Origin of the sequence: Scleromatobacter humisilvae (assembly GCF_023231945.1) — a bacterium.
Lineage (GTDB): Bacteria > Pseudomonadota > Gammaproteobacteria > Burkholderiales > Burkholderiaceae_C > Scleromatobacter > Scleromatobacter humisilvae.
Genome location: NZ_JAJLJH010000010.1, coordinates 1 through 18,293, shown reverse-complemented (window position 1 = coordinate 18,293; position 18,293 = coordinate 1). Strand labels below are relative to the sequence as shown.

General features: G+C 70.4%; 19 protein-coding genes. 12 read left to right on the top strand and 7 right to left on the bottom strand.

Annotated features, from left to right (window positions below; genetic code table 11):
- Nucleotides 1–30: 30 nt before the first annotated feature.
- Together LPC04_RS23575 and LPC04_RS23570 are read left to right on the top strand one after the other, a co-directional pair.
- A complete protein-coding gene (locus tag LPC04_RS23575) occupies nucleotides 31–1,227 on the top strand; it encodes an alpha/beta fold hydrolase (protein WP_275684757.1) in 1,197 nt (398 codons plus the stop codon).
- 2 nt (nucleotides 1,228–1,229) lie between these two features.
- Entirely contained in the window at nucleotides 1,230–1,790 is a 561-nt protein-coding gene (locus LPC04_RS23570) for a hypothetical protein (protein WP_275684756.1), read from the top strand.
- Here LPC04_RS23570 and LPC04_RS23565 read toward each other — a convergent pair.
- Nucleotides 1,759–2,691 carry a LysR family transcriptional regulator gene (locus tag LPC04_RS23565; protein WP_275684755.1) on the bottom strand — a complete coding sequence of 311 codons (933 nt, stop codon included), beginning with the start codon at nucleotides 2,689–2,691 and terminating at the stop codon, nucleotides 1,759–1,761. The genes LPC04_RS23570 and LPC04_RS23565 overlap by 32 nt on opposite strands.
- A gap of 115 nt (nucleotides 2,692–2,806) precedes the next feature.
- On the opposite strand from LPC04_RS23565, the gene LPC04_RS23560 reads away from it, so the two are divergent.
- A complete protein-coding gene (locus LPC04_RS23560; RefSeq protein ID WP_275684754.1) occupies nucleotides 2,807–3,850 on the top strand; it encodes an alpha/beta fold hydrolase in 1,044 nt (347 codons plus the stop codon).
- Between the two features lie 57 nt (nucleotides 3,851–3,907).
- On the top strand, nucleotides 3,908–4,288 hold the full coding sequence (locus tag LPC04_RS23555; RefSeq protein ID WP_275684753.1) for a nuclear transport factor 2 family protein: 381 nt from the start codon (nucleotides 3,908–3,910) through the stop codon (nucleotides 4,286–4,288).
- A 5-nt stretch (nucleotides 4,289–4,293) separates the two neighbouring features.
- Here the strand turns inward: LPC04_RS23555 and LPC04_RS23550 are convergent, their stop codons facing one another.
- On the bottom strand, nucleotides 4,294–5,115 hold the full coding sequence (locus tag LPC04_RS23550) for an exodeoxyribonuclease III (protein WP_275684752.1): 822 nt from the start codon (nucleotides 5,113–5,115) through the stop codon (nucleotides 4,294–4,296).
- Here LPC04_RS23550 and pyrE point away from each other — a divergent pair.
- The 3 genes from pyrE to LPC04_RS23535 are packed head-to-tail and all read left to right on the top strand — an operon-like array spanning nucleotide 5,114 to nucleotide 6,646.
- Entirely contained in the window at nucleotides 5,114–5,797 is a 684-nt protein-coding gene (pyrE, locus tag LPC04_RS23545; RefSeq protein WP_275684751.1) for an orotate phosphoribosyltransferase, read from the top strand. The genes LPC04_RS23550 and pyrE overlap by 2 nt on opposite strands.
- A 14-nt stretch (nucleotides 5,798–5,811) precedes the next feature.
- Nucleotides 5,812–6,165 (top strand): hypothetical protein, encoded by a 354-nt coding sequence (locus tag LPC04_RS23540; protein ID WP_275684750.1) that lies wholly within the window; start codon nucleotides 5,812–5,814, stop codon nucleotides 6,163–6,165.
- A gap of 1 nt (nucleotide 6,166) precedes the next feature.
- Nucleotides 6,167–6,646: a PH domain-containing protein gene (locus LPC04_RS23535; protein WP_275684749.1), complete on the top strand. Its 480-nt coding sequence runs from the start codon at nucleotides 6,167–6,169 to the stop codon at nucleotides 6,644–6,646.
- A 7-nt stretch (nucleotides 6,647–6,653) separates the two neighbouring features.
- On the opposite strand, the gene LPC04_RS23530 is transcribed toward LPC04_RS23535, so the two are convergent.
- The gene (locus LPC04_RS23530; protein ID WP_275684748.1) at nucleotides 6,654–7,541 is read right to left on the bottom strand and encodes an SDR family oxidoreductase; all 888 of its coding nucleotides are present in this window, start codon (nucleotides 7,539–7,541) and stop codon (nucleotides 6,654–6,656) included.
- Between the two features lie 99 nt (nucleotides 7,542–7,640).
- On the opposite strand from LPC04_RS23530, the gene LPC04_RS23525 reads away from it, so the two are divergent.
- A complete protein-coding gene (locus LPC04_RS23525) occupies nucleotides 7,641–8,582 on the top strand; it encodes an AraC family transcriptional regulator (RefSeq protein ID WP_275684747.1) in 942 nt (313 codons plus the stop codon).
- A 6-nt stretch (nucleotides 8,583–8,588) separates the two neighbouring features.
- Here the strand turns inward: LPC04_RS23525 and gatB are convergent, their stop codons facing one another.
- The 4 genes from gatB to gatC all read right to left on the bottom strand — a co-directional run bounded on the left by gatB (nucleotide 8,589) and on the right by gatC (nucleotide 12,886).
- Nucleotides 8,589–10,043: an Asp-tRNA(Asn)/Glu-tRNA(Gln) amidotransferase subunit GatB gene (gene gatB / locus LPC04_RS23520; protein ID WP_275684746.1), complete on the bottom strand. Its 1,455-nt coding sequence runs from the start codon at nucleotides 10,041–10,043 to the stop codon at nucleotides 8,589–8,591.
- Entirely contained in the window at nucleotides 10,040–10,954 is a 915-nt protein-coding gene (locus LPC04_RS23515) for a DNA-methyltransferase (protein WP_275684745.1), read from the bottom strand. Before LPC04_RS23515 ends, gatB begins: the two co-directional genes overlap by 4 nt.
- Nucleotides 10,955–11,096: 142 nt before the next feature.
- The gene (gene gatA, locus LPC04_RS23510) at nucleotides 11,097–12,590 is read right to left on the bottom strand and encodes an Asp-tRNA(Asn)/Glu-tRNA(Gln) amidotransferase subunit GatA (RefSeq protein WP_275684744.1); all 1,494 of its coding nucleotides are present in this window, start codon (nucleotides 12,588–12,590) and stop codon (nucleotides 11,097–11,099) included.
- Complete coding sequence (gatC, locus tag LPC04_RS23505) at nucleotides 12,587–12,886, bottom strand: Asp-tRNA(Asn)/Glu-tRNA(Gln) amidotransferase subunit GatC (RefSeq protein ID WP_275684743.1); 300 nt, start codon at nucleotides 12,884–12,886, stop codon at nucleotides 12,587–12,589. The genes gatA and gatC overlap by 4 nt, the downstream gene beginning before the upstream one ends.
- Before the next feature lie 352 nt (nucleotides 12,887–13,238).
- On the opposite strand from gatC, the gene LPC04_RS23500 reads away from it, so the two are divergent.
- The 4 genes from LPC04_RS23500 to mrdA all read left to right on the top strand — a co-directional run.
- Nucleotides 13,239–14,282, top strand: a complete 1,044-nt coding sequence (locus tag LPC04_RS23500) for a rod shape-determining protein (RefSeq protein ID WP_275684742.1) — start codon at nucleotides 13,239–13,241, stop codon at nucleotides 14,280–14,282.
- A 141-nt stretch (nucleotides 14,283–14,423) separates the two neighbouring features.
- Complete coding sequence (gene mreC, locus LPC04_RS23495; protein WP_275684741.1) at nucleotides 14,424–15,347, top strand: rod shape-determining protein MreC; 924 nt, start codon at nucleotides 14,424–14,426, stop codon at nucleotides 15,345–15,347.
- Between the two features lie 2 nt (nucleotides 15,348–15,349).
- Nucleotides 15,350–15,865, top strand: coding sequence for a rod shape-determining protein MreD (mreD, locus tag LPC04_RS23490; RefSeq protein ID WP_420854764.1), 516 nt, complete (start codon nucleotides 15,350–15,352; stop codon nucleotides 15,863–15,865).
- Nucleotides 15,866–16,037: 172 nt separating this feature from the next.
- The coding region (mrdA, locus tag LPC04_RS23485; protein ID WP_275684941.1) for a penicillin-binding protein 2 at nucleotides 16,038–18,293 on the top strand (2,256 nt) is incomplete at its 3' end.

The window sequence follows — 18,293 nt, the reverse complement described above, 5'->3', positions numbered from 1 at the left end:
ATCACTGACTCGATATTGCAAGAGGAAGCCATGCAACAAGCCCCTGCCGCCAAGCCCGCCCAACGCCTCGCCATGAAGTACCGCTTCGACGACGAGGACATGGATCTGTTCTTCGTCGCCGCGCTCGGCTGGGGGCCCGCCGGCGGGCTCGATGTCGGGCAGGCGTTCCACGTCGCCTCGCGGATCGTCGACGGCGACGGCGACAGCTGGGTGCGCGCCTTCGCCGCGCAGGGCGAGCTGCTGGACGCCGAGGCCGACGACTGGCTCGCGCGCGGCGCGCGGCGCAACGCCGGCGAGGCGCGCCTGAAGGCATTCGCGGCGTATCGCTCGTCGTGGCAGTTCGCGTCGCCGCGCGGCGCGGCGTTCGGCGCCAGCTACGCGAAGCACCAGCGCGCGTTTGCCAGGGCGATGGACGAGCTGCAGCTGCCCGCGACCTTCTTCCAGGTGCCATGGGAAGGCGCGTCGCTGCCCGGCGTGTTCCTGCAGAACGCCGACCGCGACGCGCCGGTGGTGCTGGTGATCGGCGGCGCCGACACGTGCTTCGAGGACCTGTTCCTGACCGTCGGCCGCAACCTGCTCGAGCGCGGCTTCTCGGTGGCGATCGCCGACCTGCCCGGCCAGGGCAACACGGCGGCGCAAGGGCTGCACTGGCCGGTCGAGGCCGAGAAGCCGATCGCCGCGGTGACCGACCTGCTCGTCGAACGATTCTGCGCGCGGCCCGGTCGCCTCGCGCTGCTGGGCCTGAGCCTGGGCGGCTATTTCGTCGCCCGCGCCGCGGGTCACGACACGCGCTTCGCCACCGTGATGGCCAGCACGCCGTTCCCCGAGCCGGCGCAGCTGTTCGCGCTGTCCGTGCAGGCCGGCCTGGCCGCGGCCGCGCGTCCCGGCGCGAAACCGCCCACGGCCGCCACGTTGCGCAGCCGCGAGACGATGTTCTGGAAGGTCGGCGCGGCCAACCTCGACGAGCTCGTCGCGCGCACCGCCGGCATGAAGGCCGATCCGTCGCGCGTCAGCGTGCCCTTCCTGTCGATCCTCGGCAGCGGCGACTCGCCGGTGTTCGCCGCGCAGGCGCACGCGTGGCACGCGGGCATCCGTTCGACGAACAAGCGCTTCGTGCTGCTGGACGCGGCCAGCGGCGCCGACGGCCACGTGCAGGTCGCCAACCGCCTGCGCCTCGCGCAGGAGTGCACGGCCTGGATGGACGACGTCTTCGCCGCAGGCCGCTGATCATGGCTTGGCTGCTCGCGTTCTCGCCGTTCGTCGCCTTCCTCGTCGGCGAACACCTGCTGGGCGTCGTGCCCGCACTGTGCGCCGGCTGCGCGGTGGCCGTCGCGCTGCTCGTGCGCGGGCGGCTGCGCGGCGCGCGCGAGGTCAACGAGCTGGAGGCCGGCACCGCGCTGCTGTTCGGCGCGCTCGCGGTTTGCGCCTCGCTCGTGACGGACGTCGCGTGGTCGGTCGGCCTTGTGCGGCTGGTCGTCGACGGCAGCCTGATGCTGCTGGTGCTGGCCGGCGCAGCCGTGGGGCGTCCGTTCACGCTGGCGATCGCGCGCGCCCGCGTGACGCCCGAGCGCGCGGACACGCCGGCGTTCCTGCGGCTCAACCGCCTCGTCGCCGTCGTCTGGGCGGGCGCGTTCGGCGTGCTGGCGATCGCGGACGTCGTGCTGATCCTGCAGCCGTCCTGGCCGCTCGCGATCCCGATCGCCATCAGCGCCGGGGGCCTCGTCGGCGCGTTCAGGATCACGCAGAAACTGACGAGCGTCAGCGCGCGCGGGGCTTGCGCGCGGCCTTGAACATCGTCATCTCGCGCAGGATCCACGCCAGCAACTCGCTCGGCGCCGCCGCCAGCGGACGGCCGGCGCGCACCAGCACGCGGGCATGGATGTTGCGGAACAGCGCGTGGTCGACCGGCACGACCGCCAGCTCGCCGGCGGCGACCTCGCGATGCGCCGCGAACTCGCCGATCAGCGCGACGAAGTTGCCCGTGGCCGCGATGCGCTTGAGCGCGGACAGCGAGTTGGTGGTGAGCGCGGGGCGGATGTCGACGCCCTCGGCGTGCGCCAGCATGTCGACCGCCTGCCCGATGCCGAACGAGCCCGGCATCAGCGCGAGTGGCTGCGCGAGCAGGTCGGCGACCCTGGCCGGTGTGCCCCGCGCGACGAGCGGATGATCCGGCCGCGCCATCAGCACGACGGGCTGGCGGCAGCTCGCGCGCCGCTCGATGGCGGCGTGCGGCGGCGGGTTGTACGCGAGGCCGATGTGCGCGCGGCCTTCGGCGACGTCGCGCACGAGGGCGTCGGCCGACAGCGTGTCGACGGCGATGTCGAGCCCGGGGAACTTGGCGCAGAACGCGGCCAGCACCTGGTCGACCAGCACGTCGACGAAGCCCTCGCTGATCGCCAGCCGCACCTGGCCCGACCGCAGGCCGCGCAGGGACTGCAGGCGATCTTCGAGCTGCTCCTGGTGCGCGCGGTAGTCGCGCCAGAACTCGAGCAGGTGCGCCGCGGCCTCGGTCGGCCGCACGCCGCGCGGCTCGCGCTCGAACAGGCGCGTGTCGAGCTCGTCCTCCAGCAGGCGGATCTGGCGCGTGATCACGGACGGCGCCGTGTTGAGCGCGTCGGCGGCGCCGCGGATCGTGCCGTGCGCGAGCACTTCGCGGAAGTAGCGCAGGCGTTGCTGGTTGATCTCGCGCATCTCGTGCCCCGTCAGGTTGGCGTTGCCCGCAAGGCAACGAAGCGTGATCTTAGTTGCTCTTGTTCGATCGTGTCCGCGGGCGCACCATGCGGTCATCGCTTCAAGGAGTTCCGCCATGACCCCGCTGCCCCAGCCCACGCGCCGCCTCTTCCTCGGCACCGCCGCCCTCGGCCTCGGCGTCGCGGCGGCACAGCTCGCGCTTCCCGCGACGGCCCTGGCGCAGGCCGCGCCGTCACCGACAGGCACGCTGGCCGGCTTCGGGCCGCTGCGCCAGGTCGATGCCGGCCTGCTGAACGTCGGCTACGCGGAGCTGGGGCCCGCGGACGGCCCCGTCGCGATCCTGCTGCACGGCTGGCCGTACGACATCCACAGCTTCGCCGACGTCGCGCCGCGCCTCGCCGCGGCGGGATATCGAGTCATCGTGCCGCACCTGCGCGGGCACGGCACGACGCGCTTCCTGTCGGCGGCGACGATGCGCAACGGCCAGCAGGCCGCGGTGGCGCTCGACATCCTCGCGCTGATGGATGCGCTTCAGATCCGCAAGGCCGTCTTCGGCGCGTTCGACTGGGGCGCGCGCACGGCCGACATCATCGCGGCGATGTTCCCCGAGCGCGTCGTCGGGCTGGTGTCGGTCAGCGGCTACCTGATCAACAACCGCGAGGCGATCAGGGCGCCGCTGCCCCCGGCGGCCGAATACGCCTGGTGGTATCAGTTCTACTTCGCGACGGAGCACGGCCGGGCCGGCTACGAAAAGAACCGGCACGACTTCAACAAGCTGATCTGGAGGACGGCTTCGCCGAAGTGGGCCTTCAGCGACGCCGAGTTCGACCGCAGCGCGGCGTCGTTCGACAACCCCGACCACGTCGACGTCGTGATCCACAACTACCGCTGGCGCCAGAGCCTGGCCGAAGGCGAGGCGCGTTACGACGAGCTCGAACGCCGCCTCGCCGCCGGCCCGGCGATCGCGGTGCCGACGATCGTGCTCGAGGGCGACGCCAACGGCGCGCCGCACTTCACGGGCGACGCGGCGTTCCGCGCGAAGTTCACGGGGCCGTACAACTACCGCGTGATCACGGGCGGCATCGGCCACGACCTGCCGCAGGAGGCGCCGCGCGAGTTCGCGCAGGCGGTGCTCGACGTCGCGGCGCTCAAGGCCTGACCCGGCACATCGACAAGCGGTGCACACTGGAGGCCATCCCCGCGACGGAGGCCTCCGATGCACGACGATGACATCCGCGCCGCCTTGCAGCGGCATTGGGCGGCCTCCGACGCCGACGATTTCGCGGCGGAGCACGAGATCTACGACGAGCACGCCATGCTCGAGTACCCGCAGTCGGGCGAGCGCATCCGCGGCCGCGGGCACATCCAGGCCTCGCGCATGGCGCAGCCCGACGCCAAGCGCTTCACGGTGCGGCGCGTGCTCGGCACGGGCGGGCTCTGGGTCAGCGAACTCGAGATGCGCTACGGCGAGCGGCCCTTCCGCGTCGTCAGCATCATGGAATTCGACGGCGACCGCGTGACCCGCGAGACGCAGTACTTCGCGGAGCCGTTCGAGCCGGGGCCGTCTCGCGCGCAGTGGGTCGAACGGGTCGAGTGAGGCGGCTACAGCGTGAAGTCGTAGTCGATCGTCAACGGCGCATGGTCGCTGAAGCGCGAGTCGATGTGGATGTGCTCCTTGCGCGCCAGCGCCGCGACGCCCGGCGTGGCGAGGTGGTAGTCGAGGCGCCAGCCCACGTTCTTCGCCCAGGCCTGGCCGCGGTTGCTCCACCACGTGTACTGCTCCTCCTTGTCGTTCAAGGCGCGGAACACGTCGACCAGGCCGCCGTCGGTCAGCAGCTTCGTCATCCACTCGCGTTCCTCGGGCAGGAAGCCGGAGTTCTTCTGGTTGCCCTTCCAGTTCTTCAGGTCGATGGGCTTGTGCGCGATGTTGATGTCGCCCACGAGGATGAACTCGCGCTGGCCCTTGAGCGCCATCAGGTGCGGGTAGATCAGGTCGAGGAAGCGGAACTTGGCGGCCTGGCGTTCCTCGCCGGACGAGCCGCTCGGGAAGTAGCAGCTGATGATGCTCAGCTTGTCGAACGGGTGCTTCAGGCCGTCGGACGGCTTGTCGAAGCGGAACTCGACGTAGCGGCCCTCCTCGTCGAACTGGGCGTCGCCGAAGCCGGTCACGACCTCGGTGGGCGCGACGCGGCTGTAGAGGCCGACGCCCGAGTAGCCCTTCTTGACGGCGTAGTGGAAGCGGCCGGCCATGCCGTCGAGGGTGTCGAAGGTCTCGTGCACGTGCTCGTGCTGCGCCTTGACCTCCTGCACGCCCATACAATCGGCCTTCATCGTCTCCGCCCACGCCAGGAAACCCTTGTTGTGGGCCGAACGGATCCCGTTCAGGTTCAATGTCACCAGGCGAAATCCCAAGGCTACCTCCATGACTGCTGCTGCGCCCACCAACGACCTGCTCGCGCAGGAATTCGTCCAGTTCTCGGTGGAGGCCGGTGTTCTTCGGTTCGGTGATTTCACGACGAAGGCAGGACGCAAGTCGCCCTACTTCTTCAACACCGGGTTCTTCGACGACGGCATGAAGCTCATGCGCCTGGGCGAATTCTATGCACGTCGGCTGCTCGCGTCGGGCGTCGAGTTCGACATGCTGTTCGGCCCGGCCTACAAGGGCATCACGCTGGCCGCGGCGGTGGCCATCGGGCTCGCGAAGCACGGCAAGAACGTCGGCTATGCGTACAACCGCAAGGAGGCCAAGGCGCACGGCGAGGGCGGCACGCTGGTCGGCGCGGCGGTCAAGGGCCGCGTGATGATCATCGACGACGTCATCACCGACGGCGCCTCCAAGCGCGAGGCCGCGGACCTGATCCGCGCCGCCGGCGCCGAGCCGGTGGGCGTGGCCATCACGATGGACCGGCAGGAACGCGCGCGCGACGACGGCGAGGATCGCCGCTCGGGCGTGCAGTACGTGGAGCAGACGCTGGGGCTGCAGGTGATCGCGATCGCGACGCTGGCCGACCTGATGCAGCTGCTCGCCACCACCGGCGACCCGGCGCTGGCGGCCAGCAAGGACGCCGTCGCCGCCTACCGTGCCCGCTACGGCATCGACGCCTGACAAAGAGGGCCGCCATGACCTATCGCCCCGTTTGTTCGCTTCGCGCCATCCGGATGGCGATGCTGGCCACGCTGGCCCTCGCCGCCGTCGGCGCGCAGGCCATGACCGTGAGCTACCAGTGCACCGGTCGCCGCCTGCTGACCGCCGAGCTGACGCCGCGCGAGGGCCAGCTGCACTTCGAGGGCCACGACTGGACGGTGCGGCGCGTGCCCGGCGGCCGCGAAGCGCGCTACGTCAACAAGAAGGACGCGATCAACGTCGTCACCAAGGAGCGCACGATGACGTTCACGCGTGGCGACGAGACGCTGCAATGCTTCCTCTACTCCGACGCGCTGCCGGGCGACGCGCCGCAGCAGAAGGCCAACTGACATGACGCTGCAATCGAACGATCCGTCCACCGGCGAGACGGTCCTGCGCGAGGCGCGCATGTCGTGGTGGGCGCTCTGGCCGCGCGTGTTCCTGGGCCTGATCGGCCTCGCGCTCGCGGGCTGGGGCCTGCTGCGCCAGGACCAGGCCGGCTACGCCGTCGCGGGCTTCGGCGGCCTGATGTTCGTGTGGTTCGTCGGCAGCGCGCTGCTGCGCCGGGGCGCCATGCTCGTCAAGCTGACGCCGCGCTACCTCGTGCTGCAGACCGGCCTCGTGAGCCGCCACACGTCGACGGTGATGCTCAATCGCGTCGAAAGCCTCGACGTCGACCAGAGCCTGTGGCAACGCATGAGCGGCTACGGCACGCTGACGATCCGCGGCACCGGCAGCGAGGACCTGCGCCTGGTCGGCATCAACGACCCGGTCGGTTTCCAGGCCGAGGCGCGCCGGGCCATCAACGCGGCCAGCGGCGCGCCGCTCTGAGCCCGGCTCAGGCCGCGTACGCGGTCGAGTGATCGAGGTCGTCGATCAGGCCGGGATGCGTGCCAGGGTTCCAGCCGAGGCGCTGCCGGGTGAGCGCGCTCGATGCCGGGTTGCTGAGGGTGGCGAAGTGTCCCATCGTGCCGAAGTGCGCCATGGCCTCGCCGGCCGGCACGGAGATCACCGGTACCTTCAGCCCGCGCCCGATGGCCTCGGCGATCGCCTTCATCGTGATGCCTTCCTCCTCGACCGCGTGGAAGCGCGAACCCGCCGTGCCCTTCTCCAGCGCGAGGCGATAGAGCGACGGCGTCGACAGCCGGTGCGCGGCGGCGAAGCGATTCAAGCCTTCGTCGACATAGGCCGACACACCCTTCTGCCTCGCGACCGCGATGAAGTAAGGGATCAGGCCGGACTTGTCGCGGTCGTGCACCTGCGGCAAGCGGACGACCGCCGCGTGCACGCCGCGCTCGGCCAGCGCCAGCGCGGCCTGCTCGGACACGCGCGGCATCGGGTGGTCGGTCGGCACCGCGTCGGCCTCGGTGGTGACCTTGCCGGGCAGTGCCGGAATGCCTGCGGTCACGACGAGCGGTCGCGTGCTGCCGGCCAGCACCTCGCCGAAGGTCTCGATGGCGCGGCGGTCGATCGCGCAGTTCTCGGCGAACTTCGTGAAGTCGTGGATGAAGCCGCAGTGGACGACGCCGTCGGCTTGCCCGGCGCCGCGGCGCAGCGCGGCCTGGTCCTCGAGGTCGCCGCGCAGCGCCTCCGCGCCCAGCGCGCGCAGGGCCCGCGCGCCGTCGTCCGATCGCGCCAGGCCCAGCACCTGGTGGCCGTGCCGCAGCAGTTCGGGAATGAGGGCGCTGCCGATGAATCCGGTGGCGCCGGTGAGGAAGACTCGCATGGGTTGCTCCTTGGGTGGCTGGGAGGCACTTTAGGAGCCTCGATCGATACAATCCATGCTTCTCGATCCGCGATTTCTTCGCATTCGTCCAGGCCGACCATGGATCCGCTGTCCGACGTCCTCTCGCTGCTGCGGCCGCGCAGCTTCATGTCCGGCGGTGTCGATCACGGCGGCGACTGGTCGATCTCGTTCGGCAAGCACGAGGGCATCAAGTTCCAGGCCATCATTTCCGGCGGCTGCTGGCTGGCGATGGAGGGCGAGCCCGAGCCGATCCGCGTCAGCGCCGGCGACTGCTACCTGCTGCCGCACGGGCGGCCGTTCAAGCTCGCGAGCGACCTGTCGCTGCCGGCGGTCGACGGCTACGAGCTGTTGCGCCTGCCGCTGATGGGCCGCACGCGTGTCCTCAACGGCGGCGGCAGCTGCTCCAGCATCGGCGGCCATTTCGCGTTCGGGGGGCGCCACGCCGAGATCCTGCTCGCCTCGCTGCCGCCCATCGTGCACCTGCGCTCGGAGTCGGACAAGGCGGCGATGCGCTGGTCGGTCGAGCGGCTGATGCTGGAGCTGCGCGAGCCGCAGCCCGGCGGCGAGATCATCGCGCAGCAGCTCGCCACGATGCTGCTGGTGCAGGCGTTGCGGCTGCACCTGAAGGACGAGTCCCGGCCGGGCGTCGGCTGGCTGTTCGCGCTCGCCGACCGCCAGATGAGCGCGGCGATGACCGCGATGCACGCCGAGCCTGGCAGGCGCTGGACGATCGCGTCGCTGGCGGAACGCGCGGCCATGTCGCGCTCGAGCTTCGCGCTGAAGTTCAAGCGCGTCGTCGGCGCGTCGCCGATGGACTACCTGACGCGCTGGCGCATGATCCTCGCGGCCGACAGGCTCGCCAACTCGGGCGAGCCGATCTCGCGGCTGGCGCCCGCACTCGGCTACGAATCGGAGAGCGCGTTCAGCACCGCGTTCAAGCGCGTGATGGGCGTCGCGCCGCGCCACTACGGGCGCGACGGTGCGACGCCGCTGCCGAGCCTGGTGCCCGGCGCGGCCTGAGCGACCTCAGACGCCCAGCTTCTTCTTCAGCATCTCGTTGACCTGCGCCGGGTTGGCCTTGCCCTTGCTGGCCTTCATCGCCTGGCCGACGAGCGCCTGGAAGGCCTTGTCCTTGCCGCCGCGGAATTCCTCGACCGACTTCTGGTTGGCCGCGAGCACGCCGTCGATGATGGCCTCGAGCTCGCTCGAGTCGTTCATCTGCCGGAGGCCCAGCGTGTCGATCAGGGCGTCGACGTTGCCGGCCGTGCCCTTCTCGCGCGTCCACAGCGCGTCGAACACCTGGCGCGCGGCGTTGTTGGAGATCGTGCCGTCCTGGATGCGCTTGATCAGCGCGGCCAGCAGCGCGGCGTCGACCGGGCTCTCGACGATGGTCAGGTTGTCGTTGTTGAGGCGGCGCGCGATCTCGCCCATCGTCCAGTTGGCGACCAGCTTGGCCGGCGCGCCGGCGTCGCGCGCGGCCTCGTAGAAGCGGGCGAACGCGAGCGACTGCGTCATCATCGCCGCGTCGTATTCGGCCAGGCCGTCGGCCTTGACGAAGCGCTCGGCCATCGCGCGCGGCAGCTCGGGCATCTCGGCGCGCACCTTCTCCACCCACTCGCGCGAGATCACCAGCGGCGGCAGGTCGGGGTCGGGGAAGTAGCGGTAGTCCTGCGCGTCTTCCTTGGTGCGCATCATGCGGGTCTCGCCGGTGTCGGGGTCGAACAGCACGGTGGCCTGCACGATGGGGCGGCCGTCCTCCAGCTCGCTGATCTGCCAGTTGATCTCGTAGTCGATCGCCTGCTGCAGGTGGCGGAAGCTGTTGAGGTTCTTGATCTCGCGGCGCGTGCCGAAGGGCTGGCCGGGGCGGCGCACCGACACGTTGGCGTCGCAGCGGAACGAGCCTTCCTGCATGTTGCCGTCGCAGATGTCCAGCCACTGCACCAGCGCGTGCAGCGCCTTCGCGTAGTCGACGGCCTCGGTCGACGAGCGCATGTCGGGCTCGGTGACGATCTCCAGCAGCGGCGTGCCGGCGCGGTTCAGGTCGATGCCCGACATGTTGGCGTGGCCCTCGTGCACCGACTTGCCGGCGTCCTCCTCGAGGTGCGCGCGCGTCAGGCGCAGCGTGCGCAGCTCGCCGTCGTGCATGAACGGCACCGTGCCGCCCTGCACGACGGGGATCTCGTACTGGCTGATCTGGTAGCCCTTGGGCAGGTCGGGATAGAAATAGTTCTTGCGCGCGAAGATCGATAGCGGCGCGATCGTCGCATTGAGCGCGAGGCCGAGGCGGATCGCGCGTTCGACGGCGCCGCGGTTCAGCACGGGCAGCGTGCCGGGCAGCGCCAGGTCGACGGCCGAGGCCTGCGTGTTCGGCTCCGCGCCGAAATGCGTCGACGCACCCGAGAAGATCTTGCTGACCGTCGACAGTTGCGTGTGGGTCTCGAAGCCGATCACGACTTCGTAGCCGCGAATGAGGGTGCTCATAGTGGGACGCTGTCCTTGGAAACTTTGGCCGTGGCCGTGCCACGACGCGGAGAGATGAGTTCTTGTTCAGTGACGGCCGCCGCACGCGCGAGCGCCTGCGCGGCCTCGTGCGCGGTGGCCAGCGTCTGCCGGCAACGCGTGACGTACGCGGGCGCGAGTTCAATGCCGATCGCGTTGCGCCCGAGTTCGAGCGCCGCGGCGAGCGTGGTGCCGGAGCCGGCGAACGGGTCCAGCACGGTGTCGCCCGGGTCGGTGAACAGCTCGATGAACCAGCGCGGCAACGCGTGCGGGAACGCGGCGCTGTGGCCCTTGTTGCCGCACTCGGTGGCCAGGTGCAGCACGTTGGTGGGGTAGGCGCGATCGCGGCCCTGCCAGTTGGCGATGTTCTTGCCGAAGGCGTTGCCCACGCGCGAGTCGTGGCGCACGACGTCGTTGGCGCCGAGCGTCCTCAGGCGCGTCGTCGCCCAGTCGCCCATGGGCACCATCACGGCGTCCTGGTTCATCTTGAAGCGCTTCTCGCGCGTGAAGTGCAGGCAGCGCTCCCACGCGTCGCGGAAGCGGTTGGGCCACTTGCCGGGAAAGCAGTTGCGCTTGTGCCAGACATACTCCTCCGTCCACAGCCAGCCCTGCTTCTTCATCGCGAGGATCAGCTCGAGGACGTAGGTATGGCGCTCGCCGTCGACCACCTTTTCCTTGATGTTGATCACCAGCGAGCCGGTGGGCTTGAGCACGCGCGCGAACTGCTCGGCGCGCGGCAGGAACCACGCGACGTAGTCGTCCGGCGTGACGCCGCCGTAGGTCGATGCGCGCTGGTCGGCATACGGTGGGGAGGTAACGATCAGGTCGACGCGTTCGGCCGGCATGGAGCGCAGCACGTCGAGGCAATCGCCCGCGACCACGCCGCCGCGCACGTCATGACGACCTGGCTCGCTCCGCTCCCCGCCCCCGAGGGGCTCAGGCCGGCTCGCTCCGGAGCGGCCGAGCGCTCGCCGGCCGATGGCCTTCGGCAGCAGGGCGAGGGGATTGGCGCGGTCGTTCATCGGCGGGCGTTGATCAGGCCTTCGGGCGTTGCTGGTGGAAGTCGGTGGCCATCTGCAGCGCGTGCGCCGCGTGCAGCAGCGTGCCTTCGGCGAAGTAGTTGCCCAGCAGCTGCAGGCCGACCGGCATGCCGCCTTCGCCGAGGCCGGCCGGCACGCTCATGCCGGGCAGGCCGGCGAGCGAGCCGGGCAGCGTGAAGATGTCGGCGAGGTAGGCCTTGACCGGATCGTCGCCCTGTTCGCCGAGCTTCCACGCCACCGTCGGCGCCACCGGGCCGGCGATCAGGTCGCACTGCTTGAAGCAGGCCTGGAAGTCGTCGGCGATCATGCGGCGCAGCTTCTGCGCCTGCAGGTAGTAGGCGTCGTAGTAGCCGTGGCTCAGCACGTAGGTGCCGATCATGATCCGGCGCTTGACCTCCGGGCCGAAGGCCTCGGAGCGCGACTTCTTGTACATGTCCATCAGGTCGCCGTACTGGGCGGCGCGATGGCCGTAGCGCACGCCGTCGAAGCGGCTCAGGTTCGAGCTCGCCTCGGCCGGCGCGATGATGTAGTACACGGGGATCGACAGCTCGGTGCGCGGCAGCGAGACGTCGACCAGCGTCGCGCCCAGCTTCTCCATCTGCGCGAGCGCCTCGCGCACGCGGCCGCTGACGTCGGCGGCGAGCGCGGCGGGGAAGAACTCCTTGGGCAGGCCGATGCGCAGGCCCTTCAACGGTTGGGCCGCGGTCGCGCCGTCGCGCGCCTGCAGCATCTGCGCGTGGAAGTCCTGCGGCGGGCGCTGCACGCTGGTGGCGTCGCGCTCGTCGAAGCCGCTCATCGCCGACAGCAACAGCGCGCAGTCCTCGGCCGAATGCGCGATCGTGCCGGCCTGGTCGAGGCTGGACGCGAACGCGATCATGCCGAAGCGAGAGCACACGCCGTAGGTCGGCTTGATGCCCGTGGTGCCGGTGAAGCTGGCGGGCTGGCGGATCGATCCGCCGGTGTCGGTGCCGGTGGCCGCGGGCACCAGCTGCGCCGCGACCGCCGCGGCTGTGCCGCCCGACGAGCCGCCCGGCACGCGCGTGACGTCCCAGGGGTTGCGCACGTTGCCGTAGGCCGAGTTCTCGTTGGCCGAACCCATCGCGAACTCGTCGCAGTTGAGCTTGCCGAGCGACACCGTGCCCGCCGCGTTCAGGCGCGCGACCACCGTGGCGTCGAACGGGCTCCTGTAGCCCTCGAGCATCTTCGAGCCGGCGGTGGTCGCGGACTCGCGCGTGACGAAGATGTCCTTGTGCGCGAGCGGCACGCCCAGCAGCGGATGGTCCGCGCCCTGTGCGCCGGACGCACGCTTCGCGTCGGCGGCTTTCGCGGCCGCGAGCGCGGCCTCCTCGTTGACGACCAGGAAGGCGCCGTGCGTGTCGGCCTTGGCGCGGGCGAGCAGCGCCGTCGTCGCCTCGACGCTGGAGGCGGTCTTCGCGGCCAGCGCGCGGCCGAGCTCGGCGACGCCGAGGGTATGCAGCTCGGCGCTCATTCGATCACCTTCGGAACCAGGAACAGGCCTTCCTCGGCCGCGGGCGCGTTGGCCATGTTGGCCGCGCGATCGTTGGTCTCGGTGACGGCGTCGGGCCGCAGGCGCAGCTCGACATCGCCGATCGCCGACAGCGGCGTGTGCAGCGGCTCGAGGCCGGAGGTGTCGACGGCGCTCATCTGCTCGACGATCTTGAAGAAGTCGTTCAACTGGGTCTGCATCGCAGATCCCTCGGCGGGCGACAGCTCCAGTCGCGCGAGATGCGCGATGCGGCTGACGTCTTCGGGAGTCAAGGGCATGGGAAATTCCGGCTGGGAGCAGCGGGGCGCGACGGCCGCCGCGCGCTGCGAACCTAAAAAAGTTACGACCTGAGTACAGGCTCATCAGGTGCGCTTGCGGTATTATCCTCGGTTAATTCGAGGCATCGTGCACGACCTGATTCATGACCTGAATCCAGGCCGGCAGGGCCACCGAACCACCCCATTCATGCGCCTTGCGGCGCCTTCAGCGACCAACTCACTTGCAGGTTCGGCACCCCCGGCCCGGGCTCGAAGCCCCCGCCCCAGGTTCCGAAGTCACACCCATCCAGATGGCCTGATTGACGCCCTCGCGAAGACCGCCGCAAGCCGCCGACCCGCACCCCACCCGCCAATGTTCTCTTCCCTGCGCCGCTACTTCTCCACCGATCTCGCGATCGACCTCGGAACCGCCAACACGCTGATCTACGTCCGGGGCAAGGGCATCGTCCTCGACGAGCCCTCCGTCGTCTCGATCCGCCATGAGGGCGGGCCGCACGGCAAGAAGATCATCCAGGCCGTCGGCAAGGAAGCCAAGGCCATGCTGGGCAAGGTGCCGGGCAACATCGAGGCCATCCGCCCGATGAAGGACGGCGTGATCGCCGACTTCGTGGTCACCGAGCAGATGATCAAGCAGTTCATCAAGATGGTGCACCCGCGCAGCCTGCTCACGCCGAGCCCGCGCATCATCATCTGCGTGCCCTGCGGCTCCACCCAGGTCGAGCGCCGCGCCATCAAGGACGCGGCCGAGGCCGCCGGCGCCAGCGCGGTCTACCTGATCGAGGAGCCAATGGCCGCGGCGATCGGCGCCGGTTTGCCGGTGTCCGAGGCGTCGGGCTCGATGGTGGTCGACATCGGCGGCGGCACGACGGAAGTCGGCGTCATCTCGCTGGGCGGCGTCGTCTACAAGGGCAGCGTGCGCGTGGGCGGCGACAAGTTCGACGAAGCCATCATCAACTACATCCGCCGCAACTACGGCATGTTGATCGGCGAGCAGACGGCCGAGAACATCAAGATGGGCATCGGCTCGGCCTTCCCCGGATCCGAAGTCCGCGAGATGGAGGTCAAGGGCCGCAACCTGTCCGAAGGCGTGCCGCGCAGCTTCACGATCTCGTCCAACGAGGTGCTGGAGGCGCTGACAGACCCGCTCAACCAGATCGTCTCCGCCGTCAAGAATGCGCTCGAGCAGACGCCGCCCGAACTGGGCGCCGACATCGCCGAGCGCGGCATGATGCTCACCGGCGGCGGCGCGCTGCTGCGCGACCTGGACCGCCTGCTGGCCGAGGAGACCGGCCTGCCGGTGCTGGTGGCCGAGGATCCGCTGACCTGCGTCGTGCGCGGCTGTGGCATGGCGCTGGAGCGCATGGAGCGCCTGGGCGCGATCTTCACCTCGGACTGAGCGTTGCAAGCGGGCACCCGTTCATGGCGGGGCATTCCCGCACGAGGCATGGAACTCTGCCTTGCGATAATTCGTCTGACACCAACGCCTTTCCTTTCGTCCCCCGCCGCGGCTTGAACGCCACGGCGCGCTGAGTACCCCATGCCGCTCGGTACCCTGGACCGCCGTCCACCGCCGTTCTTCCACCAGGGCCCGTCCGCACTGACGCGCCTGGCGGTGTTCTCCGCGGTGGCGCTGTTCCTGATGGCGGCCGACACCCGCTTCGCGGTCACGCGTCCGCTGCGCGCGGGCCTGGCGATGCTGCTGCTGCCGGTGGAGCGCGTGCTCGAGGTGCCGGTGCAGCTCACGCACAGTGGCGGCGAGTACGTGGGCGGCCTGCACCAGGCGCAGGCCGACCTCGCCAAGGCCCAGCTCGCGCTCACCACGCAGTCGGCCAAGGCCGCGCGCGTCGACACGCTGCTGGCCGAGAACACGCGGCTGCGCGCGTTGGTCGACCTGAAGCCGGCGCTGGCGGTGAAGTCGCAGGCGGCCGAGGTGCTCTACGAGGCGAGCGATCCGTTCTCGCGCAAGATCTTCATCGACCGCGGCGCGTCCCAGGGCGTCGTGCCGGGCGCGCCGGTGATCGACGAGGCCGGCGTGCTGGGCCAGGTCACGCGCGTCTATCCGCTGTCGTCGGAGGTGACGCTGCTGATCGACAAGGAGGCCGCGATCCCCGTGCTCAACACGCGCACCCACCAGCGCAGCGCGGCGTTCGGCGCCGACGGCGCGGCACTCGAGCTGCGCTTCATGGCCGGCAACGCCGACGTGCACGTGGGCGACCTGCTGCAGACCAGCGGCGTCGACGGCATCTACCCGCCGGGCCTGGACGTGGCCAAGGTCGTGAAGGTGGATCCGCGCGCCGATTCGTCCTTCGCGCGCATCGCGCTCGTGCCCACCGCGTCGGCCGACGGCGTGCGCCACGTGCTGGTGCTCGAGCCGATGGCCATGCAGCTGCCCGCGCGGCCGGCGCCCGAGCCCGAGCCCACGCCCAAGGGCCAGAAGGCGATCAAGGGGACCAAGAAGTGATCATGCCGCGCGGCGCCGATCAGCTCCTGCTGCCGGTCAACCCCCTGTTCCTCTGGTTCTCGCTGTTCGCGGCACTGCTGTTCAACATGATGCCGCTGGGCCGCATCGCGGCCATGCCGGACATGCTCGCGCTCGTCCTCGTGTTCTGGAACGTGCACCAGCCGCGCCGCGTCGGCATCGGCGCCGCCTTCTTCTTCGGCCTGCTGATGGACGTGCACCAGGGCGCCGTGCTGGGCCAGCACGCGCAGGCGTACACGCTGCTGAGCTACCTCGCGATCACGATGCACCGCCGCCTGAACTGGTTCAGCCTGGCGGAGCAGGCGCTGCAGATCCTGCCGGTGTTCATCGTGGCGCACGCGGTGTCGCTGGTCGTGCGGCTGCTGTCCAGCGGCAGCTTCCCCGGCTGGACGATGCTGCTGGCGCCGCTGTTCGAGGCGCTGCTGTGGCCCGTGGTGTCGTGGCTGCTGCTCGCCCCGCAGCGCCGCGCGCCTGACCGCGACGAGAACCGCCCCCTGTGAGCCACCACCGGTTGCCGAAAGCTGCGATGTCCGCAAGGAACCCCACCGGCGCTGCCGCTCGCGCGCTTCAATTGGAAGTTCGAGGGAGCGGCGGAGCCGGCTTTGCCGGGCCGCTCGCGGAGCGCCCCCTCGGGGGGCAGCGAGCGCCAGCGAGCGTGGGGGCATGAAATCCTTGACCGAGCTGAGGAACATCGAGGTCGAACTCGATCGCTTCCGCGCGCGCACGATCGCCGCGGCGGCGTTCGTGCTGCTGTGCTTCGGCGTGCTCGTGTTCCGCTGGTTCGTGCTGCAGGTGGTGCGTCACGACGACCTGCAGGCGCAGGCCGAGGCCAATCGCATCGGCGTCGTGCCCATCGTGCCCAACCGCGGGTTGATCGTCGACCGCAACGGCGTCGTGATGGCCACCAACTATCCGGCCTACACGCTCGAGATCACGCCGTCCAAGGTGTCCGACCTGGAGGCCACGATCGACGAGATCGCCAAGGTGATCGAGGTGACGCCGCGCGACCGCAAGCGCTTCGCGCGCCTCGCCGCCGAGGGCAAGAGCTTCGAGTCGGTGCCGATCCGCACCAAGCTGACCGACGAGGAGGTGGCGCGCTTCGTCGCGCAGCGCTTCCGCTTCCCGGGCGTCGAGATCAAGGCGCGGCTGTTCCGCAACTATCCGCACGGCGAGCTCGCGAGCCACCTCGTGGGCTACATCGGCCGCATCAACCAGGAAGAAAAGCAGAAGATCATCGACGACTGGTCGGACGAGGACCAGGCCAACTACCGCGGCACCGAATACATCGGCAAGCTGGGGCTGGAGCAGAGCTACGAGTCCGAGCTGCACGGCACCACCGGTTTCGAGCAGATCGAGACCTCGGCCGGCGGCCGCGCCGTGCGCCAGCTCGCGAGCAAGCCGGCCACGCCGGGCAACACGCTGCAGCTGTCGATCGACATCAAGCTGCAGGCGATGGTCGAGGACCTGTACGGCGACCGCCGCGGCGCGCTGGTGGCCATCGATCCGCGCAACGGGGAGGTGCTCGCGTTCGTCTCCAAGCCGACGTTCGACCCTAACCTGTTCGTCGACGGCATCGACGCGGACAACTGGAAGGATCTCAACGAGTCGATCGACAAGCCGCTGCTCAATCGCGCGATCCGCGGCACCTACGCGCCGGGCTCCACGTACAAGCCCTACATGGCGCTGGCCGCGCTGACGCTGGGCAAGCGCACGCCGCAGTGGGGCATGCAGGATCCCGGCCACTTCACGTTCGGCAACCACACGTTCCGCGACGACAAGCCCGAGGGCCACGGCTTCGTCGACATGTACCGCTCGATCGTCATCTCGTGCGACGTCTACTACTTCATGCTGGCCAACGACCTGGGCGTCGACTCGATCGCCGGCTTCATGCAGCCGTTCGGCTTCGGGCAGGCCACCGGCATCGACATCGAGGGCGAGCTGCGCGGCGTGCTGCCGTCCACCGAGTGGAAGCGCAAGGCCTACAAGCGGGCCGAGCAGCAGCGCTGGTACGCCGGCGAGACGATCTCGCTGGGCATCGGCCAGGGCTACAACAGCTTCACCATCACGCAGCTGGCCAACGCGCTGGCCACGCTGTCGACCGGCGGCCAGCGCCACACGCCGCACCTGGTGCGCGACATCGTCGACGTCGTCTCCGGCGCGCGCCGCCCCGTCGCGCCCGAGCCGCTGACGCCGCTGGCGCTCAAGCCCGAGTTCGTCGACGTGATCCGCAACGCGATGGTGGGCGTCAACAGGGAAGGCACCGGCGCCAAGGCGTTCGCGGGCGCGGGCTACCTGTCGGGCGGCAAGACCGGCACGGCGCAGGTCGTGGGCATCAAGGCCAACGAGAAATACAGCGCGTCCAAGCTCGCCGAGCATCTGCGCGACAACGCGCTGTTCATCGCGTTCGCGCCCGCCGACCACCCGACGATCGCCGTGGCCATGGTGCTGGAGAACGCCGGCTGGGGCGCCGACTCCGCCGCGCCGATCGCGCGCCGGGTGCTGGACTACTGGATCAAGGGCATCTACCCGACCGACAAGGACATCGCCGCCGTGCAGGGCGGCAACGCGGGCGGGCCGCCGCTCGAGCCGGGCGTGCCGGTCGCGCAGGCCACCAACATCCGCCTGGGCACCAACCACGCGCCGAGCGCCGACGATTCGGTGGGCACGCCGCTGGAAGGCGCCGACAACCTCGCCGGAGCGGCCAGCGCCGTCGCCGCGTTCGAGGCCGCCAGCGGCGCGAGCGCGCCCACGGCGGCCGAGCGCGCGGCCACGGCCGCCAGTGCGGCGAGCGCGTCGCGGGGCGCCCGCCCCCCCGCGGCGCGGGGCCACCCGCGCCCCGGCGCCCGCGCGGGGGCGGGGGCGGGGGGGGGGGGGCCGGCCCCCCCGGGGGGCGGGGGCGGGGCCCCCCCCCCCACGGGAGGGGGGGGC

Excerpts from the sequence above, each read along its gene's own strand:
- LPC04_RS23575 (WP_275684757.1), top strand. The coding sequence starts at position 31 with ATGCAACAAGCCCCTGCCGCCAAGCCCGCCCAACGCCTCGCCATGAAG.
- LPC04_RS23570 (WP_275684756.1), top strand. The coding sequence starts at position 1,230 with ATGGCTTGGCTGCTCGCGTTCTCGCCGTTCGTCGCCTTCCTCGTCGGC.
- LPC04_RS23565 (WP_275684755.1), bottom strand. The coding sequence starts at position 2,691 with ATGCGCGAGATCAACCAGCAACGCCTGCGCTACTTCCGCGAAGTGCTC.
- LPC04_RS23560 (WP_275684754.1), top strand. The coding sequence starts at position 2,807 with ATGACCCCGCTGCCCCAGCCCACGCGCCGCCTCTTCCTCGGCACCGCC.
- LPC04_RS23555 (WP_275684753.1), top strand. The coding sequence starts at position 3,908 with ATGCACGACGATGACATCCGCGCCGCCTTGCAGCGGCATTGGGCGGCC.
- pyrE (WP_275684751.1), top strand. The coding sequence starts at position 5,114 with ATGACTGCTGCTGCGCCCACCAACGACCTGCTCGCGCAGGAATTCGTC.
- LPC04_RS23550 (WP_275684752.1), bottom strand. The coding sequence starts at position 5,115 with ATGGAGGTAGCCTTGGGATTTCGCCTGGTGACATTGAACCTGAACGGG.
- LPC04_RS23540 (WP_275684750.1), top strand. The coding sequence starts at position 5,812 with ATGACCTATCGCCCCGTTTGTTCGCTTCGCGCCATCCGGATGGCGATG.
- LPC04_RS23535 (WP_275684749.1), top strand. The coding sequence starts at position 6,167 with ATGACGCTGCAATCGAACGATCCGTCCACCGGCGAGACGGTCCTGCGC.
- LPC04_RS23530 (WP_275684748.1), bottom strand. The coding sequence starts at position 7,541 with ATGCGAGTCTTCCTCACCGGCGCCACCGGATTCATCGGCAGCGCCCTC.
- LPC04_RS23525 (WP_275684747.1), top strand. The coding sequence starts at position 7,641 with ATGGATCCGCTGTCCGACGTCCTCTCGCTGCTGCGGCCGCGCAGCTTC.
- gatB (WP_275684746.1), bottom strand. The coding sequence starts at position 10,043 with ATGAGCACCCTCATTCGCGGCTACGAAGTCGTGATCGGCTTCGAGACC.
- gatA (WP_275684744.1), bottom strand. The coding sequence starts at position 12,590 with ATGAGCGCCGAGCTGCATACCCTCGGCGTCGCCGAGCTCGGCCGCGCG.
- gatC (WP_275684743.1), bottom strand. The coding sequence starts at position 12,886 with ATGCCCTTGACTCCCGAAGACGTCAGCCGCATCGCGCATCTCGCGCGA.
- LPC04_RS23500 (WP_275684742.1), top strand. The coding sequence starts at position 13,239 with ATGTTCTCTTCCCTGCGCCGCTACTTCTCCACCGATCTCGCGATCGAC.
- mreC (WP_275684741.1), top strand. The coding sequence starts at position 14,424 with ATGCCGCTCGGTACCCTGGACCGCCGTCCACCGCCGTTCTTCCACCAG.
- mreD (WP_420854764.1), top strand. The coding sequence starts at position 15,350 with ATGCCGCGCGGCGCCGATCAGCTCCTGCTGCCGGTCAACCCCCTGTTC.